The sequence below is a fragment of the Ruoffia sp. FAM 26254 genome (genome assembly GCF_045528545.1).
Classification (GTDB): domain Bacteria; phylum Bacillota; class Bacilli; order Lactobacillales; family Aerococcaceae; genus Ruoffia; species Ruoffia halotolerans.
This window is the reverse complement of the sequence record NZ_JBGQQY010000006.1, coordinates 16,911-41,269: the sequence shown is the minus strand read 5'-3', so window position 1 is coordinate 41,269 and position 24,359 is coordinate 16,911. Positions and strand designations below refer to the sequence as shown.

Genomic DNA, 24,359 nt, shown 5'->3' with positions numbered 1-24,359 from the left:
GAGTAGACGCTAGCTGAAAGATCTACCTTAATGAGTTTGTGAACCGCATTGTTTGGACTCTTGAATGAAATGAGTAGTTCAAGACGCTAGTCGCGTTAACACTTTGAGTGATGTCTGGAAGTTTATGACGTCATTAGAGTGGTACCGTGGATTCGTCCGCCTCTAATTATTAGAGGCGGGCTTTTTTTGTCGCTTAATTCACCCTTAGAAAGGATCGATACTATGTTTCAAGGAAGAAGTTTTACTAAAGAAATAGATTTTACACAAAACGAACTCAATTACTTAATTGACTTTGCCATTCATCTTAAACAATTAAAAAAGCAACGTATCCCCCACGAATACCTTAAAGGTCAGTCCATTTGTTTAATCTTTGAGAAAACATCAACAAGAACACGTGCAGCCTTCTCAGTTGCTGCCAGCGATCTTGGCGCAACGGCGGATTACTTTGGTGCGAGTGATATGCAGATGGGTAAAAAGGAATCCATTGAAGATACTGCCAAAATATTAGGTAGTATGTACGACGGTATACAGTTTAGAGGCTATAAGCAATCGGATGTGGAAGCATTGGCTACTCACGCTGGCGTTCCCGTGTGGAATGGGTTAACAGATGAATGGCATCCTACCCAAATGATTGCCGACTTTATGACATTGAAAGAAAACTTCAATCGTCTGTCTGGACTTAACTTAGTCTATTGTGGTGATGGGCGTAATAATGTTGCCAACAGCTTGATGATTACAAGTGCCATCTTAGGTGTCAATTATACAGTAGCTAGTCCTAAGGAATTATTCCCTGATTCAGACCTAGTTGAATTGGCTCAGTCCTACGCTAAGAAATCAGGTGCAACCATCACTCTGACAGAAGACATCAAGCAAGCAGTCACAAACGCAGATGCTATCTACACCGACGTCTGGGTCTCAATGGGAGAAGAAGCATTATTCGATCAGCGCATTAAGCAGTTAATGCCTTATCAAGTGACTCAAGAATTATTTGATTTAGCCAATGAAGATGCTATCTTCCTACATTGTCTACCTGCTTACCATGATACTTTGACTAATATAGGTCAAGAGATTGCAAGCAAATATAATATTACAGAGATGGAAGTGACTGATGAGGTCTTCCGCTCAGACTATGCTAAACAATTCGACCAAGGTGAGAATCGCCTTCACTCAATTAAAGCCATTATGGCAGCAACCAATGGTAACCTATTCATCAAACAATTAGATTAAATACATAACCCTATCAAAAGAAAGTAAACTTATCAGAATTTCAGCGAATCGGCGGTGGTGAAAGGCCGATACATATACTAAGTTGAATCGCACTTTTGAGGTAAGATATTAGAATTACTAAGTATCTTCGTTGGAATAACGTTAACATTCACTAAAGAAAGATTATGTCAAATAATCTTTGAATTAGAGTGGCACCACGAAGCACATTCGTCTCTATCAATGAGATGAGTGTGCTTTTTATATACATATTTTTAGGAGGAAAACATATGATTAATGTTAGTATTATTGGCGCGACAGGCTATACAGGTTCTGAATTGATGCGCTTATTGGTCAATCACCCTGAGGTAACCCTCAAACATCTAACTGCACGGAAATTAGCTGGACAGAAGATATCACATACTTTCCCTTTCCTCACATCTTTCTTAAAAGATAAGTGCTTTGTCACCTTAGATATAGAGCAAATTAAACAAGATAGCGATATCGTCTTTATTTGTCTACCTCACGGTCACGCAATGACCTTAGCTAAAGAATTAGGCGAGGATATTAAAATCATTGACCTTGGCGCTGATTTTCGGATAGAGGATTCAGATACTTATGAAGCTTTTTATAAATTTCCGCAAACAGCACCAGACTTATTAGCGAAAGCAGTGTATGGCCTAACGGAATACCATCGTGAGGCCATTAAAGAAGCTCAGCTGATTGCAAATCCAGGTTGCTTTGTTACCAATGCACTCTTAGCTCTTTCTCCTCTAGTTGAGTCTAATCTGATTGACTCTGAATCAATTATTATTGATAGCAAATCAGGAATCAGCGGTGCCGGTCGAAGTGCCAATGTAGATAATTTACTTAGTGAAGCAGGAAATAACTTCAAAGCATACAACCCACTCCAGCACCGTCATATCCCTGAAATCGAACAGGAGTTGTCACGCTTTGGCCAAACAGTGCAAATTCAATTCACTCCGCATCTATTACCTACAGAACGCGGCATATATTCAACTATCTATGTTCAACCAAGGAGTAATATAAGTGAAGAAGCATTACGCCAATTATATAAAGATAAATACGCCGAGGAAGCTTTTGTCCATCTATTGGATCCAGAGCAACTTCCTACAACCAAAGCGGTCCGTGGTTCCAACCATTGTCATATCCAAGTTAAGGTAGACCAACGAACAGGTCGCATCATTATCTTTTCAGTCATTGATAACCTAGTCAAAGGTGCTTCCGGCCAAGCTATTCAGAATATGAATGTGATGTTGGGATTGGATGAATCATTAGGCTTAAGTCAATCTGGCGTGATGCCATAATTTCTATACAAAGGAGAAGCATATGAAACAATTAGACAAAGGCATTCATGCTGTAGCCAATATACAATCGCAAGCCTTACATGCTGGCTTTAAAAGTGATGTCGCCCACAATGACCTGGCTTTAATTTATTTCCCCACTGGGGCTACTGTATCAGGTGTCTTTACCCAAAACTTAGTCAAAGCTTGGCCAGTTATTCACGGTCAAGCGAGTCTGAAGCATCATTCTAACTTCAAAGCGATTCTGATTAATAGTGGCAATGCCAATGCTTGTAATGGTCCAGATGGTGAGAAAACGATGCATCAAGCCATTCAAGAATTAGCAGATTTATGCGCGATTAAACCGTCAGAGATACTGATGAGTTCTACGGGGGTCATCGGTGCACCTCTTGATTTCTTTCCTTTTAAAAAGGCACTACCAACATTAGTGAATTCCTTGCAGTCAGAGTCTAGTCAAGCGGTCAGTGAATCGATTATGACTACCGATACTGTCGCAAAAGAAACTGCTTATTCATTGGAGATTGATGGACAGACTGTTCACATCGGCGCAATGGCTAAAGGCTCAGGCATGATTCATCCTAATTTGGGCACTATGTTAGCTTATATTGTTACCGATATCGCCTGTGATCAAGTGACACTCAACCAACTATTAAAGAATGCGGTAGACGTATCTTTCAATAGCATGACTGTTGATGGCGATACTAGTACCAATGATACAGTCTTACTTTGTGCAACAGGGGAAAACTCAATTGACTTAACAGACCACAATCTTGCAACAATCCAATCCCTTATAACAAAAGTCAGCCAAGACTTAGCTCAAATGATTGCCAGAGACGGAGAAGGTGCTTCGAAATTCATTACAATAACTGTAGGTGGGGCTCAATCAACAGAAGATGCCAAAGCAGTCGCTAAGTCCCTGGCCACTTCCAACCTCCTGAAGGCAGCACTTTTTGGGCAAGACCCTAACTGGGGTCGCGCCCTATCAGCCATTGGTAATAGTGGCGTTGAAACTCTTGATCCATGGCTGATCGATATCATATTTAAATCTGACATCGGTTCTATTCAACCGTGCCGTAACGGCGCTTATCATCCCTTTGATCCTCAATTTGCCCAAAAGATTCTCACTGCCACTGATATTGAAATGATTGTCGAACTCAACCAAGGCACAAGTCAAGCTACTGTTTGGACTTGTGATTTAACGCATGATTATATTGAAATTAATGCTGACTACCACACTTAGGAGTGATTGAATGAATTATACAGAAAAGATAAACGTTCTCATTGAGGCTCTACCCTACGTCAATCGCTTTAGAAAACATATCATCGTCATCAAGTACGGTGGTAATGCCATGATTAATGCCGACTTAAGACACTCGGTCATGCAAGATATTCTTATGATGAAGTCGGTTGGTATGATCCCCATTGTCGTTCACGGTGGTGGTCCCTTCATCTCACAGATGTTAGATAATTTATCCATTGAAAGTCACTTTGTGGATGGACTTCGCTCTACCAGTGAGGAAGCCATGAAGGTGGCAGAGATGGTCTTATCAGGCTCAGTTAATAATGATATTGTACGAACTTTCAACCATTTAGGAGGAAATGCGATTGGCTTATCGGGTTTAGATGACCACCTTATTACTGTCACTAAAAAGAAAGTGATTGATCCAAATTCTGAGACTCAAGTTGATTTGGGCTACGTAGGTAATGTCGAATCAGTCAACACCTCATTATTAACCAACCTTATCCAGGCAGATTATGTCCCAATTATCTCATCAGTGGGAATTGGTAGTGACGGTCATAGTTATAATATCAATGCAGATGAGGTTGCAAGCGCTGTGGCCATTGCCTTAGGTGCCAGCAAGTTAATATTTTTAACTAACACCCCGGGACTCTTAGCTGATAGCCAAGACCCTGACAGTCTTATTTCTAAACTAAGTATTGACGAAGCCAATCAACTCATTGAGAACAAAGTTATTACTGAAGGCATGATACCTAAGATAAATTGTTGCATAGAGGCTATAACTAACGGAGTTGATAAAGCTCATATCATTGATGGTCGTATGAGTCATTCCCTTCTGCTAGAATTATTCTTCGACATGGGAATTGGAACGATGTTAGCTCACAGTAATAACGATAATAAGGAGGTTTAATATCATGGAAAAACACAACTGGCCACAACGTGGCGAAGCCGTACTTATGAATACATTCAAACGCGATGGAAAGGTAATGGTCTCTGGTCAAGGTAGTTTTCTGACTGATGCAGAGGGCCGAACTTACCTTGACTTTATCTCAGGTATCGCCGTCAACTCACTCGGCCACTCCAATGAGAAATTAGTAGAAACACTGGTCAATCAAGGTCAACAACTCATTCATAGTTCCAACTTATTTTGGAATACTCCTTCTATTCAACTGGCTGAGAAACTAACAAAACTCTCTGGCTTAGGTAAAGTATTCTTTGCCAATTCAGGAGCTGAAGCCAATGAAGGTGCCATCAAGCTTGCTCGGAAGTGGGGGCGAGAAGTTAAAGGCCCTAATGCAACAACCATTGTTACAATGAAGCAATCCTTTCACGGTCGAACTATGGCAACATTGGCAGCCACGGGTCAAGAGGCTATGCATAAAGATTATGCACCGAACTTACCTGGCTTTGACTATGTGACTTTCAATGATATTGACCAATTGAAGGCAACAATTACACCCCAGACTTGTGCCGTACTTATCGAAGTTATTCAAGGTGAAGGTGGTGTCAATACGCTCTCTGAGGACTTCGTCCAAGCCATTAATGAGATCCAACAAGAAAAGCAAGTTCTAGTTATCATTGACGAAGTCCAAACAGGAATTGGACGAACAGGAAGCTACTTTGCCTATGAACAATTCGATTTAGACCCTGACATCATAACTCTTGCTAAAGGTCTGGGTGGAGGTTTTCCTATTGGCGCCTTCCTCGCCAAAGATGACTTAGCTACGCACTTCCAAGTGGGTGATCATGGCACGACATTCGGAGGCAATCCACTAGCAACTTCCTGTGCTAATACTGTCTTAGACACCATAAATGAAGACAACTTACTAAATAATATCAACCAACGCCACAAACAATTGGTTGAAGGGCTACAAGTATTACAAGCTAAGCATCCCACGATTAGTTCCATTAAAGGTCGCGGTCTATTAATTGGTATTCAATTTGACCAGGCTGTAGATGACATCATTAATGATTGTTTCGACCAAGGCTTATTAGTGATTAGCGCCAAGGGAAATGTTATTCGTTTCCTGCCGCCGTTGAATGTCTCAGAAGAAGAAATCAGCCAGGCGCTAGATATTTTTGGGGCGGTTCTCTCAACGCAATAACTTCAGGCTATAAGCTGTATTTTTCACTTGTTTTGGGATATTTACATCTTTTGTTTCAATCATTCAATTCATTCTTTTCAAAGTAAAAAACACTCAACAGTTTGGTAAATGACCAAATAATTGTTGAGTGTTTCTAATTTAAGTCCGTAAAAAGCTTGTCTCATTAAACAAATGATAATTCAGATAGCTTTACTATCTTAGCTTGCTCTTTCTCATAGAGAGCTATTTCATCCACACCATACTGCTGCAATAACTTTTTCAAATCATTAAAGGCCAGCATATAATCACTCGCAAGATGCGCGTCTGAACCTAGGGTGAATAACTTCCCACCTAAGGATAAGTAAAGGGGGATTGCCCATTTGTATAAGTCTAAGTTTTTATACTTTACGATGCTTTTACTATTTAATTCAAAAGCAATCTCATGCTTAATAATTTGCTGGAAAATCTCAGTGATTTTCTCAGTGTATCGTTCTTGAATGGTCTCTAAACTGGCATCATGCACTCTAAAGCCATAATCAAAGTGAGTCATAATTTGAACATCGGTCATATGAGTTACAGCTTCTAATAATTGATCGACATATTGATCCATCATTTGCTCGCTGGACTCTACCTTTGCATTTGTTTCCTTTGTGTCCATATAATCATAGATGCGATTATGGTGACAACTTAAGAGTTTAATATCAAAATCATAGCTAGATAATATCTCATTGAGGCGATCCTCTTGACCAGGAACATAACCTACTTCCACACCTAATAATAAGTCTACATCGTTCTTTTCTTTCATTTCCTGTTGCCAAATAACGGCTTGCTCAAAGTCGGGAATATCATCGTGCCCACCATTCACTGGATTGTCTAAGTCTAGATGTTCCGTGAAGGTTAATTTTTCTAGCCCTAAAGCTAAGTAATTATCTATGCTTTCTTCGCTGTCAAAAGATAAGTGTGTATGACAATGTTGATCATAAAAATTCATGTTCTCCCTCCTTACCACTCATTAATTTCTGAACGAATGGAGTAGTGTTGCTTTTGTCCATGACGCTCACCCAACTTTGCCTCTACCTCAGCAAGGCTAACACCTTGCTGCTGAAGCAATACTAATAAGTGGTAGGCAAGGTCACTGGCTTCATTAATTAATTCTTCTTTATCATTATTTTTAGCCGCAATAATTACTTCAGTCATTTCTTCGCCGCATTTTTTGATGATTTTATCCTGGCCCTCATCAATTAGATATTTAGTGTAAGAACCTTCTTGCGGGTGTTTAATCTTTTCTGAAACTGTCTGCTCTAAGACAGAAAGGTTAAAATGACCTTCACCGAAGCAACTTGTCTGACCTGTATGGCAAGTTGGCCCTAGAGGATCAACTTGAAGCAAGATTGTATCTTGATCGCAATCTAATGCAATGTCTACAACCTTCTGCACATTACCACTCTCTTCACCCTTTTTCCAGAGGCGCTCTTTGGAACGAGAATAGAACCATGCCACACCTTCTTCACGAGTCTTATCAAAGGATTCTCGGTTCATATAACCAAGCATTAAGACTTGCCCAGTCTGGTGATGTTGTAATATTGCAGGGACTAGGCCACCTGCCTTTTCAAAATCAATTTTAGTCAATGTCTACCTCAATCCCTTCTACACTAATCGCTTCTTTCAGTTCTTTAATTGTCACTTCACCTTGGTGGAAGATAGAAGCGGCTAACCCTGCGTCTACCGCTGATTCTTTGAATAAATCAATAAAATGTTGGCTATTCCCAGCACCTCCACTTGCAATAATTGGAATATCTACCAATTCTGCTGCTTGCTTTAGAAATGGTATATCAAAGCCTCCTCTGACACCATCATGGTCAATACTTGTAATCAATAACCCGCCAGCACCACGGTATTGGCATTCTTGGATCCACTCAAAGGCGGGGACTGGTTCTTGGTGTTGACCTGCTTGTGTATAAACAAAGTAATCCTCCTGCTCATCATCATAAGCCACATCTACTGCAATTGTAATTGCTTCTGATCCAAAAGCTTCAGAAGCTTGATTAATCAAATCAGGATTCTTTACAGCAGCTGAATTGATTCCTACGCCACTCGCGCCAGCTTTTAAGACCGCCTCGATGTCATTAAGACTGGCTATCCCACCACCTACGGTTAAAGGAATAGAAATCTTCGCTACGATAGCTTCAATCATCTGAGTCCGTAATTCGTGGCCATCCAAGGTCTTAGTAATATCTAAGACCACTAAACCATCGGCTCCTTCTTGATCGTATTGTTCAGCAAATTCAACCGGGTCACCTAATTCTTTGACATTCACAAAGTTGACACCCTTAACTAACTTGCCGTCTCTTGTATCTAAGCATGGAATTATTTTCTTCATATTAACTCAATCCTTTCCAGAATGAATCATTCTGAGCAGCTTTTCCGACAATTGCTTCTGTTATCCCTGCCGCTTCCAATTGCTTTAAATCAGCTTGACTGCGGACGCCCCCGCTTGCAACAACCAAGTGGCGGGTTGAGTCATTTAGCTGAGCCGTACGATTCACATTAGGGCCTTGCTCCATTCCATCCTTGTTAATATCCGTATAGATAATTCCAGCTAGATTCAACGACTCAATTTCTTTAACATATTCTTCAATCTGGCGCTGACTATTTTCTTTCCATCCATTCACATAGATATCCTCACCCCGCGCATCAATCCCAACAAAAATCCGTCCAGGATACTTTTCGGCTACGTCAATTAGCCAGGGAACATCTAAGATGGCTCGCGAGCCTAATATAAAGTAATCGATACCTAGGTCGTCATAGAGTTCAATCGTTTCAAGTGATCTTAAGCCGCCCCCTAATTCAAGCGGAATATTAGTTAATTTCTTTATTTGTCCAATCAATGGCGCTTCCACTGACTCTTGTTCTGCTGCTCCTATCAAATCCACGACATGAATCCGGGATACTTGTGGGAATTGGCTATAATACATGACAGCTTCTTGTGGCGTTTTTGGCATGATAATCTTCTCATCATAATCTCCTTGTGACAGTCGTACACTTTGTCCATCAATTAAGTCAATAGCAGGAATAATTTTCATTGTTTTCTTCTCCTTTATGCAATAAGTCCTTTAGATGATGGTACGCCACCCTCAGTCTCTGTTAAAGCAATACTTAAGGCTCTGGCAAAGCCCTTGAATATCGCTTCAATCTCATGGTGAGTATTGCCACCCTTCAATAAATCTATATGTAATGTCATTCGTGCATTCATAGCTATCGCATTGAAAAATTCTTCCACTAATTCTGTATCAAAAGAACCTACCTTCCCTTTTGAAAAGTCAGCATTAAAATTCAAGTGCGGACGACCTGATAAGTCTAAGACAATACGTGCCAAGGATTCGTCCATAGGCAAGTAGAATGAGCCATAGCGCTGATAACTATTAAGGGATTGGTAGAAGTCTCGAATCGCTTCCCCGAGTAAAATCCCAATATCTTCAACCGTGTGATGGTCATCCACGTCCGTATCTCCTTGAGCCCCTACCCCAATATAGAGTCCAGAATGAAACTTGAATAAAGTTAACATATGGTTAAAGAATCCTACTCCTGTCTCAATACCCATGTCTACATCGTTGCTTCCAAGAGTTTGGGCAAGTTCTAACTTAATCTGAGTTTCCAATGTTTGTCGGTCTTTTTTAATCAATTTGTTTCCTCCAAGTCTTTAATAAGTCTTCAAATTCGTCGTATTTATCTATATCTAAGATTGAATAACGAACAACATCTTTTAAGTGATCTGCATCATATGTTCTACCTACAAAGCCATTTTCACTCAAATATTCTCCAAGATCACGTGCATATTTTCCATAAGTCATAATAAAATTACTTTGAGTAGGCTTTACCTTGATGACATCGTCCACTAAGGTAAGCGCCTGAATGAGCTTCAATTGACATTCTTTTTGATAAGCTACCCATGCATCCAATTGTTCCTTATTAGAGAACATGGCATTGGCCACATTCAAAGCTAAGTTACTAACAGGATAAGGATGATTAATATCAATTAACTTCGCGAAGGTTTCTCCCTTAGCAATAGCAATACCAATTCTCAGTCCTGCCATAGCATATATCTTACTGAGTGTGCGAATGATAATAACATTATCATTTGATGGTCTATGATAATCGTCACCAAACTCCACATAAGCCTCATCAATAACGAAATATCCTCCTATACTTTCCATCTCATCTGCGATAGCTTGCAGAAATTCATAACTAAATTGCTTACCCGTTGGGTTTTGTGGATTCGACACTAAAAGTAATGACGGTCGAAGTTTTTGAATCTCTTCTAAGACCTTTTCTAAGTCAAAGTCAAAGTTCTCGTCACTCTCCACTTTCCAAAAGGGGCGATTAATTTGTCGAGCGTAATCTTCATACATAAAGAAGTCGGGACTAATAGTCAAGACACCCTCTTGCCCGAATTGAATCATCAGCTTCTGCAACCACTCATCCGCTCCATTAGCTAATTCAATCTGATTAAGATCCAATTGATTATAGCTAGCATATAATTCTTTAAAGCGAGTGGACTCTTTTTCAGGGTATTCATGAAAGGCAGTTTGAGTAACTACTTCTATTAATTGCTCATCATTGAGAGGCCTTTTAGGACTAATATTACGGTTCATAAATACTGTCATAAACTTTCCCTCCTAATCGATACAGATCTTTGGTGCGCAAATAATCCTTCGCTCTGTGCAATCTTCTCAGCCGCAGGAGCTATCTGATTATAAGTAGCTTCATTAATACTAATAATGGCGTGACTTGTTCTGAAATCATTGGCATTAAGTCCATGACTAAAGCGAGCATTACGATTGGTTGGTAGAACATGGGACGGTCCCGCTACGTAATCTCCAATAGCTTCCATAGAATAGAAGCCTTTGAAGACTGCACCCGCATAATTTATAGCATCAACTATGCTATCTTGATCCTTATGTTGAATTGATACGTGTTCAGCCCCGATATAATCAATCACTTCTAATAACTTATCGCGACTGTCAACAATGGCAAAGTGATTATTGGCCAACGTTGCTTTAATAATATCCTCACGCACTTGGCTTTCTACTAGTTCCTCCATTCGTTCTTCGATTCTATCCACATATTCTTGTGACTCACTCAGTAGAAAAGTGCGAGCATTAGCGTCGTGCTCAGCTTGGGAAAATAAATCATAGACAACAGCATCAACAGGTGTTGATTCATCTACATATAATAAAATCTCGCTTGGACCTGCGATACTATCAATTCCGACATCCCCGAAGACTTGTCTCTTGGCCATTGCTACATAAGCATTCCCTGGCCCACAAATTTTATCGACCTTAGGAATGGATTCAGTTCCATAGGCCAGCGCTGCAATGGCTTGAGCCCCTCCAACCGTGAACACATAATCAGTCACACCACATAGATAAAGTGCCGCAAAAGTGATATTGTTCGGTTGAAAGACAGGTGTCGTAACAATAATATCTTTAACTCCAGCTACTAAAGCTGGCACAATTGTCATCAACACACTTGATGGATAGAGTGCTGTGCCACCAGGAACATAAATACCTACTCGCTCAAGAGGACGATAGACGTAACTTAACTCATCATCTTGGTGGTCTTTATACAGTATCTTTGTCTCATAATCTTCAATGCGTTGCTTAGTTAGCTTCAATGCTTGTTGTAAGTCAGGCTCTAAAGCATCCCAACTTGCTTTCAATAAAGCTGGGTCAACTCTTAAATCGTCTAAGTCTTGTTGATCAAACTCCTTAGTTAAGGAGTACAATGCCTGGTCGCCGTCTACTTTAACTTTGTCAATAATTGCTTGCACAGCAATCATCTGATCGACATTGGAGCTTTTAGTTTTTATTTTATTTTGCTTAATAAATTTATTAGCATCCAACTATATCACCCCAATCTCTTTAATAAATCGATAGATCGCTTCGTCCTTAATATAAAAGGACTGCTTGTTAGCAATCAGTCGCGCTTGAATATTCATGATAGTACTGTATTCCACCAAGTTATTCTCCTTTAAGGTAGTCCCCGTCTGAACAATATCCACCATGGCATCCGCTAAACCTAAGATGGACGCTAATTCCACCGATCCGTGAAGATGAATAAGCTCAACATCTTGCCTTTGTTTGTTAAAGTACTGGCGCGTAATATTAGTGAAAGTAGTTGCTACTACTTTAAACTCATGTTGATTAAGATTAGGCGAACTGGCAATTGCTAAACGACACTGACCAAAAGGCAACTTAGACACATTCAACACATCAAAAAAATTCTCCGTAATAATATCTTGCCCAACAATCCCCAAATCAGCAATCCCCTGCTCTACGTAAGTAGGCACATCAGATCCTTTAGCAAAGATAAACTTTACATCGCCAACAATCTTATATAAGTATCGCCCGTTCTCTTGCAGTGGACTCGCATAGTGGTTTAACCCCTTAGTACTTAAAAACTTTATAAAATCTTTGAAGAGACGACCTTTAGATAAAGCAACTGTAATCATAATAACCCTCCCGTTGATAAGTTAATCCCTATTCCAAAGGCACCTTCCGCATACTGACCACCAGAAAGGATGGGCGTATTACTAGTTAAAAAGGCTTGAAAATAAAACCCATTATAATATAACTGTGATGAACGGAAAGATAAGTCTAAAACAAATCGGGTCTGTGAACTTGGCAACTTGACTTTAAGACGGTGAATAATTTGCATAGGTTCACTCTCGCCAAACTGCTCATCAATACGATCGAACTGCTGACTAACAGGGAGAATCATCAATTGATAGAAAGGATGGTCTTCACCCAACATGTCTCGCATAGCTGATAAGTTCTTATCAATCACATAAGATTTAACTTGATCTGGTAAATCATACAATTCAATATACATATCTAATAAAACGTCATTATTGACTACTAAAATTGTAAAGGGTGACTCACTTATCTTTTCAACAAAGTTAATATGCAACTCAATACTCTCAATAATATCTGTCACAGATGGTTGGAATAGCTCTACGCCCGCTTGATACTGTGTATTAAACTGCCTTAATACAGGACCAAAATAACCAAATTTTTGCTGCGATAATTGAAAGGTATTATTATAATTCAAAATACTTCGCGTCCAATCACTACGCATTGCGAATAATTGATGGTTCCGTTCAAAAACAATACTATCCGGATGATAGTTTTTATTTTCCATCTTGAATGGTTCCACCATATTCAAATCAATCAACTCATACCCCGCTTCATCAATAAGTTGTAAATAGTCATTCGCTAAGCTAATTCGTTTTAAAATCGATGTATTCCCCATTAGAAACCTCACTTTCTATTCACTTCATATAAAAAACCTTTCAACCCTAAAAAAGGATTGAAAGGACGTTTCACAACGCGGTGCCACCTTCGTTTACAGGTATTTCACAACACCTATCTCTGACAGTAATCACTGACTACTGAAGCGATAACGGGGCTACCGGATTTCCATTCATCTGCCGTAGAGCTGTGTCATGATAACTATCATATGTTTACTTCTCACCAACTAGTAAACTCTCTTTAATATGATCCAGTTATCATTTGTCTCTAGATACATTTTAAATTATAAAGCTAAAAAAGACGCCCTAAAATCCATGTTGGATTAAAGGACGTCGCGACGTGATTCCACCTTTTGTTCACTATAATCTCGCAATTATAGCCTCAAGGAGTATAAATACTCCAGCGATAACGGGACTACCGGGTGCTAACCACTCTTCAAGGGTGTGTCTAACTAGTCTATGATGCTTTGCTTCTCAGCTAACCGCAAATTCTCTGTCGTCACTTTCACTAGTCTTTGTCCTTGCATATATCACCTTATTTTAATCTATCTTATCTAATTTTAATAATACAGTCAAGTTTATTTGTCTTATTTCATATTTTTGTGAGTGTCTAATTTATTAAAATGTTCGAGTCCAGAATTATTAACATCTCAATTATTAAATAAAGACGTAAATACAAGAAGTTTCTAAGCTCGCATTTACGCCTTTATTATTTCCTACTATTCTCTAATAAATTTCTGATCCGATTCAGGCACACCGTCTTCATCACTCACATAGCGTTCAACCTTCATGGTGAGATCGTATTTTTCGCGCAAGTCTTTAATTTCTTGCATCATTGAAGAGGCGTGATGTCGGTCAATGGCTGCTTGATCGGTCCAACTATCAATTAATAGAATGGTCGTTTCGTCCTCTAATGGCGCAAAGTATTCATACTTTAAATTCCCTTCAGCGCTTCGGATTCTTTCAACGACGCCTTTTGACATCATCTCTTTCGCAAATTTTAAAGCATTGCCTTCCTTGCCTGTGTAATAAATATTAATTGTAATTGTCATGCAACTTTATCCTTCTTGTGCAATATCTTGTATTAGTGGTTTCAGCCAGTCTTCGAGATTGTTTAATTCAAAGCCTTCAGCTTCAATCTTATCTGAACGCAAATATTGGTCATGAACGGTGCTAAATGGCGATTCATGTGACCGGTCATTCGTATACTCAACCTTTACTTCTTTTCCAGTCATCTCTTCTAACCAAGCTATAAAAGTTTCGACAGTAATTGCGTTGCGTGAACTAATATTATAAATGCCTTCTTTTTGATTCTCAATCGCCCACACAATCGACTCTGCTGCTTTCGTTCCTTTGACATAATTTACTTTAATTTCTGGATCCGTAAAGTATACAACTTCGTCATTCATTACTTTCTCAACATAAAAGTGCAGTCGCTCAGTATAATCATCTAAATCTAGGACAATTGGGAAGCGAAATGCTGTGAGCTTGAACGGTGCTTCAGTAAATAATACTTGTTCAACTTGCCTTTTCCCTTCGCCATAATTTACTTCGATATTTGGGTTAATATGATAAGTTAAAGGATCAAAGTCCGCTTCAGTGTAGCCATCAATATCCCCACTGTAAACCGCCATAGACGAAGTAAAGTAAAGATGATCAATAGAACCCTTGAATTTATCCATAATAATTCGTGCATCATCTGCCGTATAACAAATATTGTCAAAGACTGCGTCCCATTGCTGGTCCGTCACTTCAGTCCATCCTTCGTGGCTCGCATCGCGCGCATCTAAAGTAATGTGCATAGCTTTTCCTTCAAAGGGATTTGGTTTATTTCCACGTGTTGCAATCGTCACGTCATGACCGTTATCTAATAATTGTTGTACTGCCTTCATTCCAAAGAAATTGGTTCCACCTAATACTAATAATTTCATTTTGTACCTGCCTTCTTTAATTTTCCATTAGTTTTTGATAAATCTTTTCGTATGTTTTTCCATTTCGAACAGTCATTTGCTTATAAAATGGAGACTTCACTAAGTATCTTGCATACGCCGTCTTTTTGTAATTGGCTTCGTCGTATTTCCCCCAATAAACTGCTAACTCACCAAAATGAATTTCTTCATTCCCTAAACTCATACTTGCTACTTCTTCTTTAAAAGCGTCTCGGTCTACAGCTTCTGTATAAAATAAAACATCTCGACGAGCAAATTCCTCATTCCACCACGCCGGTAAATTTAAGTATTCTGCTTTGTAAGCTTCAGCGCTAATAATAATTGAAAGTAAATCAAAATCATATGACTCTTTTAAATGAGTTTGAACTTTTTCTCTAATCGAATTGATATCTTCCTCACTATTAAAGAAAAGATTACCGCTATTGATATAGGAAGTCACTTCGGTAAATCCAAGCGCTTCTAGTTTTTCCCTAAGTTCCGCCATCACCACTCGATTCTTACCACCGACATTAATTCCTCTGAGTAAAAGTACATAGCGCATAGTTTGGACTCCTTACTACATAATTTTTTTAATAAATTTTAGAGCCCAATCTTTATAGGGCGGGTAGCGTAATTTAATATCAAACAAGTCAGTCTTCTCGATGACGCTTTTTGGATGTGAGAAGGTTTCGAGACTATATTTGCCGTGATATTGCCCCATCCCACTCGCACCAACTCCACCAAATGGGAGATTGTAATTACTTTGATGAATCAGCGTGTCATTTATCGCTGCGCCACCAAAAGATAGATTTTTTATTATATACTCTTTCAAAGCTTTATCCTGCGTAAATAAATATAAAGCAAGCGGTTTGTCTTTCGAACGAATAAATTCTACTGCTTGACTCACTTCTCTATAAGTTAATATCGGTAATATCGGACCAAAGATCTCTTCTTGCATTAATTCTGTATCGAGTTCCGGTTCCAAGACTAACGTGGGTTCAATAGTTAGCATCTCTTTATTACTGCCTCCGCCATAAATAACACTTTGATTTTTCATTAATTTCTTCACACGCTTGAAGTGTCTTTTATTAATCATCTTAGAATAATCTGAATTCTCTAAAGGTTTCTTCGTGTAATATTCTTCAATGACTTCAATTAGGGCGCTGATCAAGTCATCACGAATCACTTCATCAACGAGAAGGTAATCGGGCGCGATGCAAGTCTGACCAGCATTGGTAAATTTCCCCCAAACAATCCGTTGGGCTGCATGCTTGATATTGGTGTCTTTTGCAACAATAACTGGACTTTTCCCACCTAGTTCTAGAGTTACTGGCGTTAAAGTCTGACTCGCTGTCTCCATAATTGCTTTTCCAACTTGAGTACTACCAGTAAAGAAACAATAATCGACGCCTTCTTTTAGCAATTGCTGAGATACTTTTCCATCACCTTGCTCAACTGCAACATATTCACGTGCGAACACTGATTCAATAATTTGTTGAATTACCCTAGCTGTATATGGTGCCAATTCGGAAGGCTTTAATACGACACAATTCCCTGCCGTAATCGCCCCAACAAGTGGTACGAAACTTAACTGAATAGGAAAATTCCATGGTGCAATAATTAAGACACGCCCATATGGTTCTTGATATATGTGGCTTTTAGAATAAAAATGCGCCAGAGACGTTGGAACGCGTTTGGGTTTAGCCCAATCTTTTACATGTTTAATCATATAATCAATTTCACTATAGACCGAGCCTAACTCTGTCACATAACTTTCAAAGACGGGTTTATTTAAATCCTTTTTCAGCGCATCATAAATCAAAACATCATGCGCCTTAATTGCCTCTTTTAATCGTTTTAATTGTCTAATTCTAAATTTCACATCCAAGGTTATGCCACTTCTTAAAAACATTTCTTGTTCTGCTTTAACTTGCATCATGAAACGCCCCTTTCAGTTAAAAGTATATCATTGACCGCAATTAACCTCCAAACATGTGAATGGATTGTTTGAAAATAAATAAAAACCCTTCTAGAGATCTTGCCTGGAAAAAGATTTATCAAAATAATTTCGTTAATGGCAGCTTGTTCATCATGGTAATAGAGTATATTGACTACTTTAATCGCATAATCTGAAGAGACTATCGCGTCTCCTTGCATATGTCCGGTTGCCACGACTTGAGCAAAGACTCTGACTGAAAACTTGCTGATGTCATTAATGGACTGTTGGCCTAGCTTGTTAGCGAGAAAGCCTGTCTGACACAGTTGATGCGCACTTTACTTGCTTCTGTGATGATACTGTCTTTTAAACTCTCATCTTCGATATCAATGTATTCGAGAACGTTCCGGGCATTTTGGCTGGCCCATGTTGCTAAAGATTTTTGAGGTATTGTATCGAGTAATTCCTCTAACTCAAGTCTTAAGTCAGCTGAGTCTTGAATTTTTATCTTGTATTTTTAGGGAGTTCGACCTGACCGTCTATGTATAGCTACCTCTCCCGGCCATTCCAGGCGTAAGCTTGAGGATCCATAGACATCTTTCTTTTCTGATAACTTTCTTGTTTTCTATAGACGTCTAAGTCCTTGATACCTTGTCTAGAAGGAAATGACAACAATACACCTAAATCTACTTAGATTATGACCGAAATAACCTGAGTCCATGAATGAAATCGGTATGTCTCTAATTGTCCACGTTCATAGGATCATTATATAACCCTAATCTAGTACTCGATTTGAATTCGAACGCATGTTTAATTAAATTATCAATAATAAAACCGGCAAGTCAGTTTTTCCTAACTTGCCAGTAATACAACGGTCTCTCAATTAGAGTTATTTAATTCCTTTACCACCTTTTATAATTAGTGATGGATAATCTGACATGCCTGTAATGATTGGTTTTGCTTTTGTAATTAGCTCTTTAAATACATCTAGTGACAAGGAATTCTGGTGGGCTTCTTCATCTTCCCAGACCTCATAAATATACACTTTATTTGCATCTTCTGGATCAATGCCGACACTGTATATATAACAGTTCTCAACATTTTCCATTTCACTTGCTGCTTCTAACAAGTAAGTTAAAAGTTCTTCACGCTTGCCGTCCGCTGCCGATATACTTCCATTTACACTGTATAATTCCATCTTTATACTCCTTATTCATTGCTTTTATGACCGTTTGACTGACTTTTGACCTTTGCACTTTTATTTTATTACTCATGACCCTCTTATGCAAACATATGCTATAATAAATGCATAAAAAATACTTAAGGAGTTTACTATATGAAAAAGAAGTCCTCATTCATTCTTAGTTTCATCACTTGTCTGTTCCTAATTTCAATTCAAATGCCCGACGCTCAAGCTGCTACGACTGTAGATGGCGCTAACTATGCGCCTTATTATTTCCATGATGTTTATAATCATGTCGCTGATTTTATGGAGTTTGATGATTACGAAGTGACTCGCAATTACCCGGCGGACGAAGCGAAGATTTATCAATTTAATTTTGATAATAACGCAACAAATACCGTCTATGTTTACCAAATTCAAGAGGATGGCATTTATGAATTAGCCTACTTCCCACATGAAAATCCTACGGTTGATTACAGAAATCATTCCGATTCAACTGATTCATATCAATCCCTTATTTTACCGAGAAGTTTAACTACTGGCGAAGTTTTTTATCAAGGTTATAATCAAGATGAACCAGTCTTAGTTGTTGATATTTTAGATTCGTTTACGCATTTAGATACCGCTTATCAAAACGTGGTCGTCTTAGAGAAGAAGATTGATAACTATACTTACATCACTTACTTAGCACCGCACACAGGAATAATACTAGAAAATAAAGTCAGTGATGATGGCCAATTCAATATTACAACTCAACTAGTGGATTATACGAGCAACTCAGCATTACCACAATCTACCGATACAGAAGTAGTTGCATCTGATATGAGGGTTTTAACTCAAGAAGAAGCGATTGAATATGCCCATGATCATCCAGAATTAGTTGAACAATTTAGATCCGTAATAGAAGATGGATACGGCGAATTCCATAATTTTACTGATGAACAATTAGCTGCATTGCCTGAGGACGCATACTTTAATACTCTCGTTCTTCATAAAACAAGTATGCCAACTGGCGGAGATCCCTCAACTACTGCGCATCTTCTTTCGACCCTATACCCTGAAATACTTGGAACATTCACTGGTCCGGAACTTAAAGCAGAAAGTGCGCTTGATAATCCAATTGATTTGATCGATATCGATGGTGTGCTTGAAGAATTACAAAAACCAAATGCATTAAACGAGAGCTTGTCTTATAACGAAGCTCAAGCTATCGTAGACCAAATTATCGCAAATATCTTAGAAAACCATCATAATTATACACCTAATAACCGGGGAGCTTTTAATAATACCCTTCAGGATTACCTGCCGGGGAGCTTCTCAACTGGCCAAACCCTTGCGATTCCTGATTTTTTCTATACTTATATCGATAGTCTAAATGCTGCACATAGTTCAACTGTCCCAACAACTAATACGAATACTGACTATTCAGTTGATATGTCTGAATTAAATGGACGACACTTATTCGAAAGTTTTCAACCTAATTTCAAACAAATAGAAATTGACTTTTCAACTGGACAGCTGTCATACCAAGGTAGTGTCGCTAATGACCCTGGTCTTTACAATGTAAGAGTTGAAAATAATGAAGTACGAAATATAAACGTTGCACACTTTGATGAAGCGAGCAGTCGAAATGTTTCCGCAGTAACTAATTTGATTATTCAAGGAGAGACAGCTCATTACAGATTAGGTACTAACGCTGCATACCTTTTCAATAATAGTGACGGAGGCATTTCACTTGCACTACCCGATTTAAAGAATGAATTACAAAATGTCGATCAACAAACTTGGATTGAATATCAAATGATTGAGTAGTAGTTTTTAAAATTTTCTAATCAATAGAAAAATAGAGTTGATGTTATTTATTTACCATCAACTCTTTTTATTATTGGATTCCTTTTTAATGGTCAGCCTAAAATGTTTAATTTTATAAAGCAACATTTATCAGCGAAAATATTTAATGTATAAGATTGCTATTATACTTTTTTTTCACCTAGATGACATTATATTTTTATATAGAAAGGCCAATTTACATATATTAATTCGATTAGAAATACTTTTATTATATCTAACAGCCATACTTACCAAAAGGAATTTTACTAATTATTTTTAAGTTAAACAAACTAATTAAATTCATAATATTCGTAAATATAATCACTACGTTTATTCAGAGTCTTGATACAGAATATTACCTTCTAGTGATCTCAATAATTTTTTCATTCCAAATGATTGTTCAGGTGATGATAACCTATTAATATACCGAGTTGATCGACCTTTACCTGTAACTTCGATGACATTTTTTTCGATAAAAGTTTTATTGTATTTCGAATAATATGATTTTCCATCGATAAATTTTTAAAGCATAAATTTGATTGAAGGTTTACTTCGTTGCACGTTTATCCGTTTCAATACGAATGAATTCAGGTAAGTAATTTGGTGTACATCCTTTTGAAACAAAATCACCTTTGTATAATTCTGTCTCCTCACCTAGAGAAACACAACGGTCGCGCAAGGTTTCATCATAAACTCCAATCCAACCTGCAGTAAAATTCATCGCCCACTGAACTTCTGGCTCTTCGTCCATAATTCTTTCTTCGATATCTTCTAGCAGCGCTTCAGTATCATCCGTCATATTCTTTCCTGTCCAGCGTAGACGCCCTTGATAACTCCAGAAAGCGCGGCGTTGCAGGACAATCGAACTGTCTTTCCAAGATTCTAAAATGGCTTTTTCTCGCTTAGTTTTTGTTAAATGATTTGTCATTAGCCAGTCCATTAAATTATTACGCTCATCATAAGTATGTATTGCCATATCTAGACAAAGAGCATCCAGGACTTCTTCTGAAAGTTCTTTTTTATCCATAATGAGGATGGCTAAAAGTCTTGGCTTAAACTCTTCACTCTCCCATAATTCTAGTGCTAAATCATGATCTTTTTTTATTTCTTTAGCTATTTTTCTTAAGTCGCCTAGTTTCGTATCCGGCTTTATTTCAGCTAGTAATTCTTTAGCTTTAGTTGTCATAATTCGACTCCTTTGTATTTGAAATCTTTGTTCTCGCGAATTAATTATATCATATTCAAAACCAACTCATTTAAAATGTGAACTTGAGACAAATGTGTGTGTCATTTGGCTTGAGTTGGCCAAACTAAAGACGAATGGCAATTCCATTTGGCGTGAGATAAGCAAACTAAAGACGAATGGCAATTCCATTTGGCTTGAGTTGGCCAAACTAAAGACGAATGACAACTCCAATTGGCTTGAGTTGGCCAAACTAAAGACGAATGACAATTCCATTTGGCTTGAGTTCAGCAAACTAAAGACGAATGGCGATTCCATTTGGCTTGAGTTAAGCAAACTAAAGACGAATGGCGATTCCATTTGGCGTGAGTTAAGCAAACTAAAGACGAATGGCGATTCCATTTGGCGTGAGTTAAGCAAACTAAAGACGAATGGCGATTCCATTTGGCGTGAGTTAAGCAAACCAAAGACGAATGACAACTCCATTTGGCTTGAGTTCAGCAAACTAAAAACGAATGACAACTCCATTTGGCTTGAGTTGAGCATTTTTAAATTTTATAAAAATTCTCAACAAAAAACGCCTTCCAAAAGCGAGTCGGACTCTACTTTTGGAAAGCGATAAATGTTTAATTATTTAATGTATTTAGATTCTAAGCCTTCAGCTTCAAGATATTCTCTTAAAGGTACTAATCCTTCAGCTTCATATTTTTCTTTATATGCTTGGATTTCTTCAGCACTGTATAATTTAGAGTCCAGTTTTAAAGTTTCTACTGGGATTGGACGGTCTTGAGTAATTTTACAATCAATGACAACTGTACGGCCTTGTTTGAATTGTTCTACTGCTTCTTTCATAACGCTGTCAATATCTTCGATACGTGAAACTGTTAGACCCACAGCTCCTTGAGCTTCAGCAATCATAGCGTAGTCAACATCAGTAAAGTCAACACCGAAGATGTTTTTGTTAGTATCTTCATATTTGTTTTTAATGAAGGCATATTCAGTGTTAGCGAATACTACGTTAATAACTGGCATGTTATAACGAACGTTTGTTACTACATCTGGATATGTCATTGAGAACGCACCGTCACCGATGATGTTCCAAACTTGACGATCTGGATAAGTATTTTTCGCACCGATACCACCTGGAATTGCAATCCCCATTGTTGCGAATAATGGAGACGTACGCCACATATTCTTAGGAGTTAAGTTTAGGTGACGGATAGATGTTTGAGTTGAGTTACCAACATCAATTGAGTAAATAGCATCTTCGTCAGCGTGTTTATTAATAGCGTTATATACTTGATAGAATTGAAGAGGTCCTTCTTCTTTAGTTTCTAATTTGTTGATATATTGACGCCAGTTTTCGATATTTTTAAGGTTAGCATTCCACCATGCAGATCCTTCAACAGCATCTACTTTATCTAAGATCGCGTTCACAGCTTCACCAGCATCACCAAGGATAGCTACATCAGCTTTATGACGTTTACCTATCATAGTTGGATCGATATCGATTTGGATGAAGTTTTCAATGTTTCTGAAAGTTCCTTCAACTTCTGCGAATGGGAAGTTTGATCCAGCAAATAATACTGTATCTGCTTCTAAGATTGTTTCGTTCGCAGGTTTCCAACCAACACGGTAAGTTGATCCAGCTAAAGCTTCGAAGTCATATTCGAATGTTTCAAAGTTTTTACCAGTTGTAATTACTGGTGCTTTGATTTTACGAGCTAATTCTTGAACAGCTGGTCCGTGTCCCATAGTACCAATACCTGCATAGATTACAGGACGTTTAGATTTGTTTAATAATGCAACTGCTTCATCAATATCTTTATCGTTGATTGCTGATGGAACGTGGTGACGGTAGCTTGATCCTGAAGAATAGAATGCGTCTTCAGCGATTTCTTCAAAACCAAAGTTAGCTGGAACTTCTAATACAGCTACTCCACGTTTAGAAATTGCAGTTCTTGCAGCTTCGTCAATTAATTTAGGTAATTGCTCTGCATAAGCCACACGTTTGTTAAATACAGCAATATGATCATACATTGGATTTTGATTTAATTCTTGGAAGGCATCCAAATTTAATTCTCTTTGAGGACGAGATCCTAAAATCGCTACAACTGGAATATTATCCATAGCCGCATCGTAAAGACCGTTAATTAAATGCGATGCACCTGGTCCACCAGATCCAACAGTTACACCTAATTTTCCACCGAATTTCCGCTGCATCACTGCAGCCATAGCTCCAACTTCTTCGTGTTTAACTTGTAAGAACTTAATGTTGTTCTCTTCGTCTCCCATCGCGTCCATTAATGAGCTTAATGTTCCTGATGGAATACCATAGATGGTATCAACGCCCCATCCTTCTAATACTTTCAATACGGCCAAGCCGATTTTAATTTTTCTTCCTGACATTCAAAAAATCCTCCCAAAATATAATTATTTCTAACGTTATGATAATACCACTTCTCTAGAATAATTTAAACTATATTATGGATTAAATATTCATATTAAGTGATAAACTTTACCTATAATCACGTATAATATAGCCATAATCGCTATTATAACGCGCTTCGTTGGGGTTTTACCTTATATATATATACCCCATTCAGTTAAATAAAAACAGAAAAAAACACTTTGTCGAAAAGGTTTTATTTAAAATCAGCAAAAAATATGTGCTTGAACACTCATTTATTTGACTGTGTCTACATCTTAATGGTTATATTTATGGATTATACTGTCTGAACTTTCGTCAGTAATCTCCATAAAGGCGGATCATGTTTCAATCGATATGGTAAGTGGTTTGCCTTTGCTCTGCCACTCGTTGGACTATTTGATGTATTAGAGAATATCGTTTCATTCTTTCTGACTGCTAATCCAGTCTCTTTTTCCGACTGGTTAGTATTCACCGATTCAACATTAGCTGTGATTAAATTTGTTTTTTTGGAGATCGCAGTCATCTGGCTTGTACTCTCAATCATCGCGTTAGTAGGTAGTTATTTATACAGAAAATTATTTAATCCTGCCAAAACATCAGCGTAGCTGGAAGCTGGCTGCATTGGATAATTTACCTATTTCTTATAAATTATTTATCTTAGTAACTAAAATTGCAGACCACTCATTACAAGTGTTTGAGAAGCAATT

Annotated in this window: 25 protein-coding genes and 2 other annotated features (1 of these 27 only partly in view); of the genes, 7 read left to right on the top strand and 18 right to left on the bottom strand. The window is 38.1% G+C overall.

From position 1 onward, the window contains the following. Positions 1 to 167: a binding site (T-box leader), on the top strand (it extends 45 nt beyond the left edge of the window). A 55-nt stretch (positions 168 to 222) separates the two neighbouring features. The 5 genes from argF (at position 223) to ACEN3Z_RS02775 (ending at position 5,873) form a co-directional block, all read left to right on the top strand. Further along, complete coding sequence (argF, locus tag ACEN3Z_RS02795; protein WP_138404166.1) at positions 223 to 1,227, top strand: ornithine carbamoyltransferase; 1,005 nt, start codon at positions 223 to 225, stop codon at positions 1,225 to 1,227. A gap of 2 nt (positions 1,228 to 1,229) precedes the next feature. Continuing rightward, positions 1,230 to 1,445 (top strand) — a binding site (T-box leader). A gap of 48 nt (positions 1,446 to 1,493) precedes the next feature. After that, complete coding sequence (gene argC / locus ACEN3Z_RS02790; RefSeq protein WP_407089516.1) at positions 1,494 to 2,531, top strand: N-acetyl-gamma-glutamyl-phosphate reductase; 1,038 nt, start codon at positions 1,494 to 1,496, stop codon at positions 2,529 to 2,531. A gap of 22 nt (positions 2,532 to 2,553) precedes the next feature. Then, positions 2,554 to 3,768 (top strand): bifunctional glutamate N-acetyltransferase/amino-acid acetyltransferase ArgJ, encoded by a 1,215-nt coding sequence (gene argJ, locus ACEN3Z_RS02785; protein ID WP_407089515.1) that lies wholly within the window; start codon positions 2,554 to 2,556, stop codon positions 3,766 to 3,768. A 10-nt stretch (positions 3,769 to 3,778) separates the two neighbouring features. Then, a complete protein-coding gene (gene argB / locus ACEN3Z_RS02780; RefSeq protein ID WP_407089514.1) occupies positions 3,779 to 4,678 on the top strand; it encodes an acetylglutamate kinase in 900 nt (299 codons plus the stop codon). 4 nt (positions 4,679 to 4,682) lie between these two features. Then, complete coding sequence (locus ACEN3Z_RS02775) at positions 4,683 to 5,873, top strand: aspartate aminotransferase family protein (protein ID WP_407089513.1); 1,191 nt, start codon at positions 4,683 to 4,685, stop codon at positions 5,871 to 5,873. Between the two features lie 163 nt (positions 5,874 to 6,036). Here the strand turns inward: ACEN3Z_RS02775 and ACEN3Z_RS02770 are convergent, their stop codons facing one another. From ACEN3Z_RS02770 to ACEN3Z_RS02700, 15 genes are all read right to left on the bottom strand, one after another. After that, positions 6,037 to 6,843 carry a PHP domain-containing protein gene (locus ACEN3Z_RS02770; RefSeq protein ID WP_407089512.1) on the bottom strand — a complete coding sequence of 269 codons (807 nt, stop codon included), beginning with the start codon at positions 6,841 to 6,843 and terminating at the stop codon, positions 6,037 to 6,039. An 11-nt stretch (positions 6,844 to 6,854) separates the two neighbouring features. Further along, positions 6,855 to 7,481, bottom strand: coding sequence for a bifunctional phosphoribosyl-AMP cyclohydrolase/phosphoribosyl-ATP diphosphatase HisIE (gene hisIE, locus ACEN3Z_RS02765; RefSeq protein WP_138404160.1), 627 nt, complete (start codon positions 7,479 to 7,481; stop codon positions 6,855 to 6,857). Next, the gene (hisF, locus tag ACEN3Z_RS02760) at positions 7,474 to 8,232 is read right to left on the bottom strand and encodes an imidazole glycerol phosphate synthase subunit HisF (RefSeq protein WP_407089511.1); all 759 of its coding nucleotides are present in this window, start codon (positions 8,230 to 8,232) and stop codon (positions 7,474 to 7,476) included. Before hisF ends, hisIE begins: the two co-directional genes overlap by 8 nt. Position 8,233: 1 nt before the next feature. Beyond that, entirely contained in the window at positions 8,234 to 8,935 is a 702-nt protein-coding gene (locus ACEN3Z_RS02755; RefSeq protein WP_407089510.1) for a HisA/HisF-related TIM barrel protein, read from the bottom strand. Positions 8,936 to 8,949: 14 nt separating this feature from the next. Beyond that, a complete protein-coding gene (hisB, locus tag ACEN3Z_RS02750; protein ID WP_407089509.1) occupies positions 8,950 to 9,534 on the bottom strand; it encodes an imidazoleglycerol-phosphate dehydratase HisB in 585 nt (194 codons plus the stop codon). Beyond that, the gene (locus ACEN3Z_RS02745; protein ID WP_407089508.1) at positions 9,527 to 10,516 is read right to left on the bottom strand and encodes a pyridoxal phosphate-dependent aminotransferase; all 990 of its coding nucleotides are present in this window, start codon (positions 10,514 to 10,516) and stop codon (positions 9,527 to 9,529) included. The genes hisB and ACEN3Z_RS02745 overlap by 8 nt, the downstream gene beginning before the upstream one ends. Then, positions 10,513 to 11,754: a histidinol dehydrogenase gene (gene hisD, locus ACEN3Z_RS02740; RefSeq protein ID WP_407089507.1), complete on the bottom strand. Its 1,242-nt coding sequence runs from the start codon at positions 11,752 to 11,754 to the stop codon at positions 10,513 to 10,515. The genes ACEN3Z_RS02745 and hisD overlap by 4 nt, the downstream gene beginning before the upstream one ends. After that, a complete protein-coding gene (gene hisG, locus ACEN3Z_RS02735) occupies positions 11,755 to 12,363 on the bottom strand; it encodes an ATP phosphoribosyltransferase (RefSeq protein WP_407089506.1) in 609 nt (202 codons plus the stop codon). Then, a complete protein-coding gene (locus ACEN3Z_RS02730) occupies positions 12,360 to 13,163 on the bottom strand; it encodes an ATP phosphoribosyltransferase regulatory subunit (protein ID WP_407089505.1) in 804 nt (267 codons plus the stop codon). Before ACEN3Z_RS02730 ends, hisG begins: the two co-directional genes overlap by 4 nt. A 717-nt stretch (positions 13,164 to 13,880) precedes the next feature. Continuing rightward, complete coding sequence (locus ACEN3Z_RS02725; RefSeq protein ID WP_407089504.1) at positions 13,881 to 14,213, bottom strand: putative quinol monooxygenase; 333 nt, start codon at positions 14,211 to 14,213, stop codon at positions 13,881 to 13,883. Between the two features lie 6 nt (positions 14,214 to 14,219). Beyond that, on the bottom strand, positions 14,220 to 15,092 hold the full coding sequence (locus ACEN3Z_RS02720) for a hypothetical protein (RefSeq protein WP_407089503.1): 873 nt from the start codon (positions 15,090 to 15,092) through the stop codon (positions 14,220 to 14,222). A 16-nt stretch (positions 15,093 to 15,108) separates the two neighbouring features. Further along, positions 15,109 to 15,651 (bottom strand): DUF1697 domain-containing protein, encoded by a 543-nt coding sequence (locus ACEN3Z_RS02715; RefSeq protein ID WP_407089502.1) that lies wholly within the window; start codon positions 15,649 to 15,651, stop codon positions 15,109 to 15,111. A gap of 15 nt (positions 15,652 to 15,666) precedes the next feature. After that, positions 15,667 to 17,028: an aldehyde dehydrogenase gene (locus ACEN3Z_RS02710; RefSeq protein WP_407089501.1), complete on the bottom strand. Its 1,362-nt coding sequence runs from the start codon at positions 17,026 to 17,028 to the stop codon at positions 15,667 to 15,669. Continuing rightward, positions 17,025 to 17,306 carry a putative immunity protein gene (locus ACEN3Z_RS02705; RefSeq protein WP_407089554.1) on the bottom strand — a complete coding sequence of 94 codons (282 nt, stop codon included), beginning with the start codon at positions 17,304 to 17,306 and terminating at the stop codon, positions 17,025 to 17,027. Before ACEN3Z_RS02705 ends, ACEN3Z_RS02710 begins: the two co-directional genes overlap by 4 nt. Positions 17,307 to 17,914: 608 nt before the next feature. Next, positions 17,915 to 18,223 (bottom strand): putative quinol monooxygenase, encoded by a 309-nt coding sequence (locus tag ACEN3Z_RS02700; protein WP_407089500.1) that lies wholly within the window; start codon positions 18,221 to 18,223, stop codon positions 17,915 to 17,917. Positions 18,224 to 18,361: 138 nt separating this feature from the next. Here ACEN3Z_RS02700 and ACEN3Z_RS02695 point away from each other — a divergent pair, with 138 nt between their 5' ends. After that, positions 18,362 to 20,020, top strand: a complete 1,659-nt coding sequence (locus ACEN3Z_RS02695) for a hypothetical protein (RefSeq protein ID WP_407089499.1) — start codon at positions 18,362 to 18,364, stop codon at positions 20,018 to 20,020. A 565-nt stretch (positions 20,021 to 20,585) separates the two neighbouring features. Here ACEN3Z_RS02695 and ACEN3Z_RS02690 read toward each other — a convergent pair. Beyond that, entirely contained in the window at positions 20,586 to 21,224 is a 639-nt protein-coding gene (locus ACEN3Z_RS02690; protein WP_407089498.1) for a DNA alkylation repair protein, read from the bottom strand. 115 nt (positions 21,225 to 21,339) lie between these two features. Between ACEN3Z_RS02690 and ACEN3Z_RS02685 the strand changes: the two genes are divergently transcribed. Continuing rightward, positions 21,340 to 21,843: a hypothetical protein gene (locus tag ACEN3Z_RS02685; RefSeq protein WP_407089496.1), complete on the top strand. Its 504-nt coding sequence runs from the start codon at positions 21,340 to 21,342 to the stop codon at positions 21,841 to 21,843. Positions 21,844 to 21,851: 8 nt separating this feature from the next. On the opposite strand, the gene spxB is transcribed toward ACEN3Z_RS02685, so the two are convergent. Both spxB and ACEN3Z_RS02675 read right to left on the bottom strand, forming a co-directional pair. After that, the gene (gene spxB / locus ACEN3Z_RS02680) at positions 21,852 to 23,630 is read right to left on the bottom strand and encodes a pyruvate oxidase (RefSeq protein WP_407089495.1); all 1,779 of its coding nucleotides are present in this window, start codon (positions 23,628 to 23,630) and stop codon (positions 21,852 to 21,854) included. A gap of 317 nt (positions 23,631 to 23,947) precedes the next feature. Further along, on the bottom strand, positions 23,948 to 24,196 hold the full coding sequence (locus ACEN3Z_RS02675; RefSeq protein ID WP_407089493.1) for a hypothetical protein: 249 nt from the start codon (positions 24,194 to 24,196) through the stop codon (positions 23,948 to 23,950). Between the last annotated feature and the right edge of the window lie 163 nt (positions 24,197 to 24,359).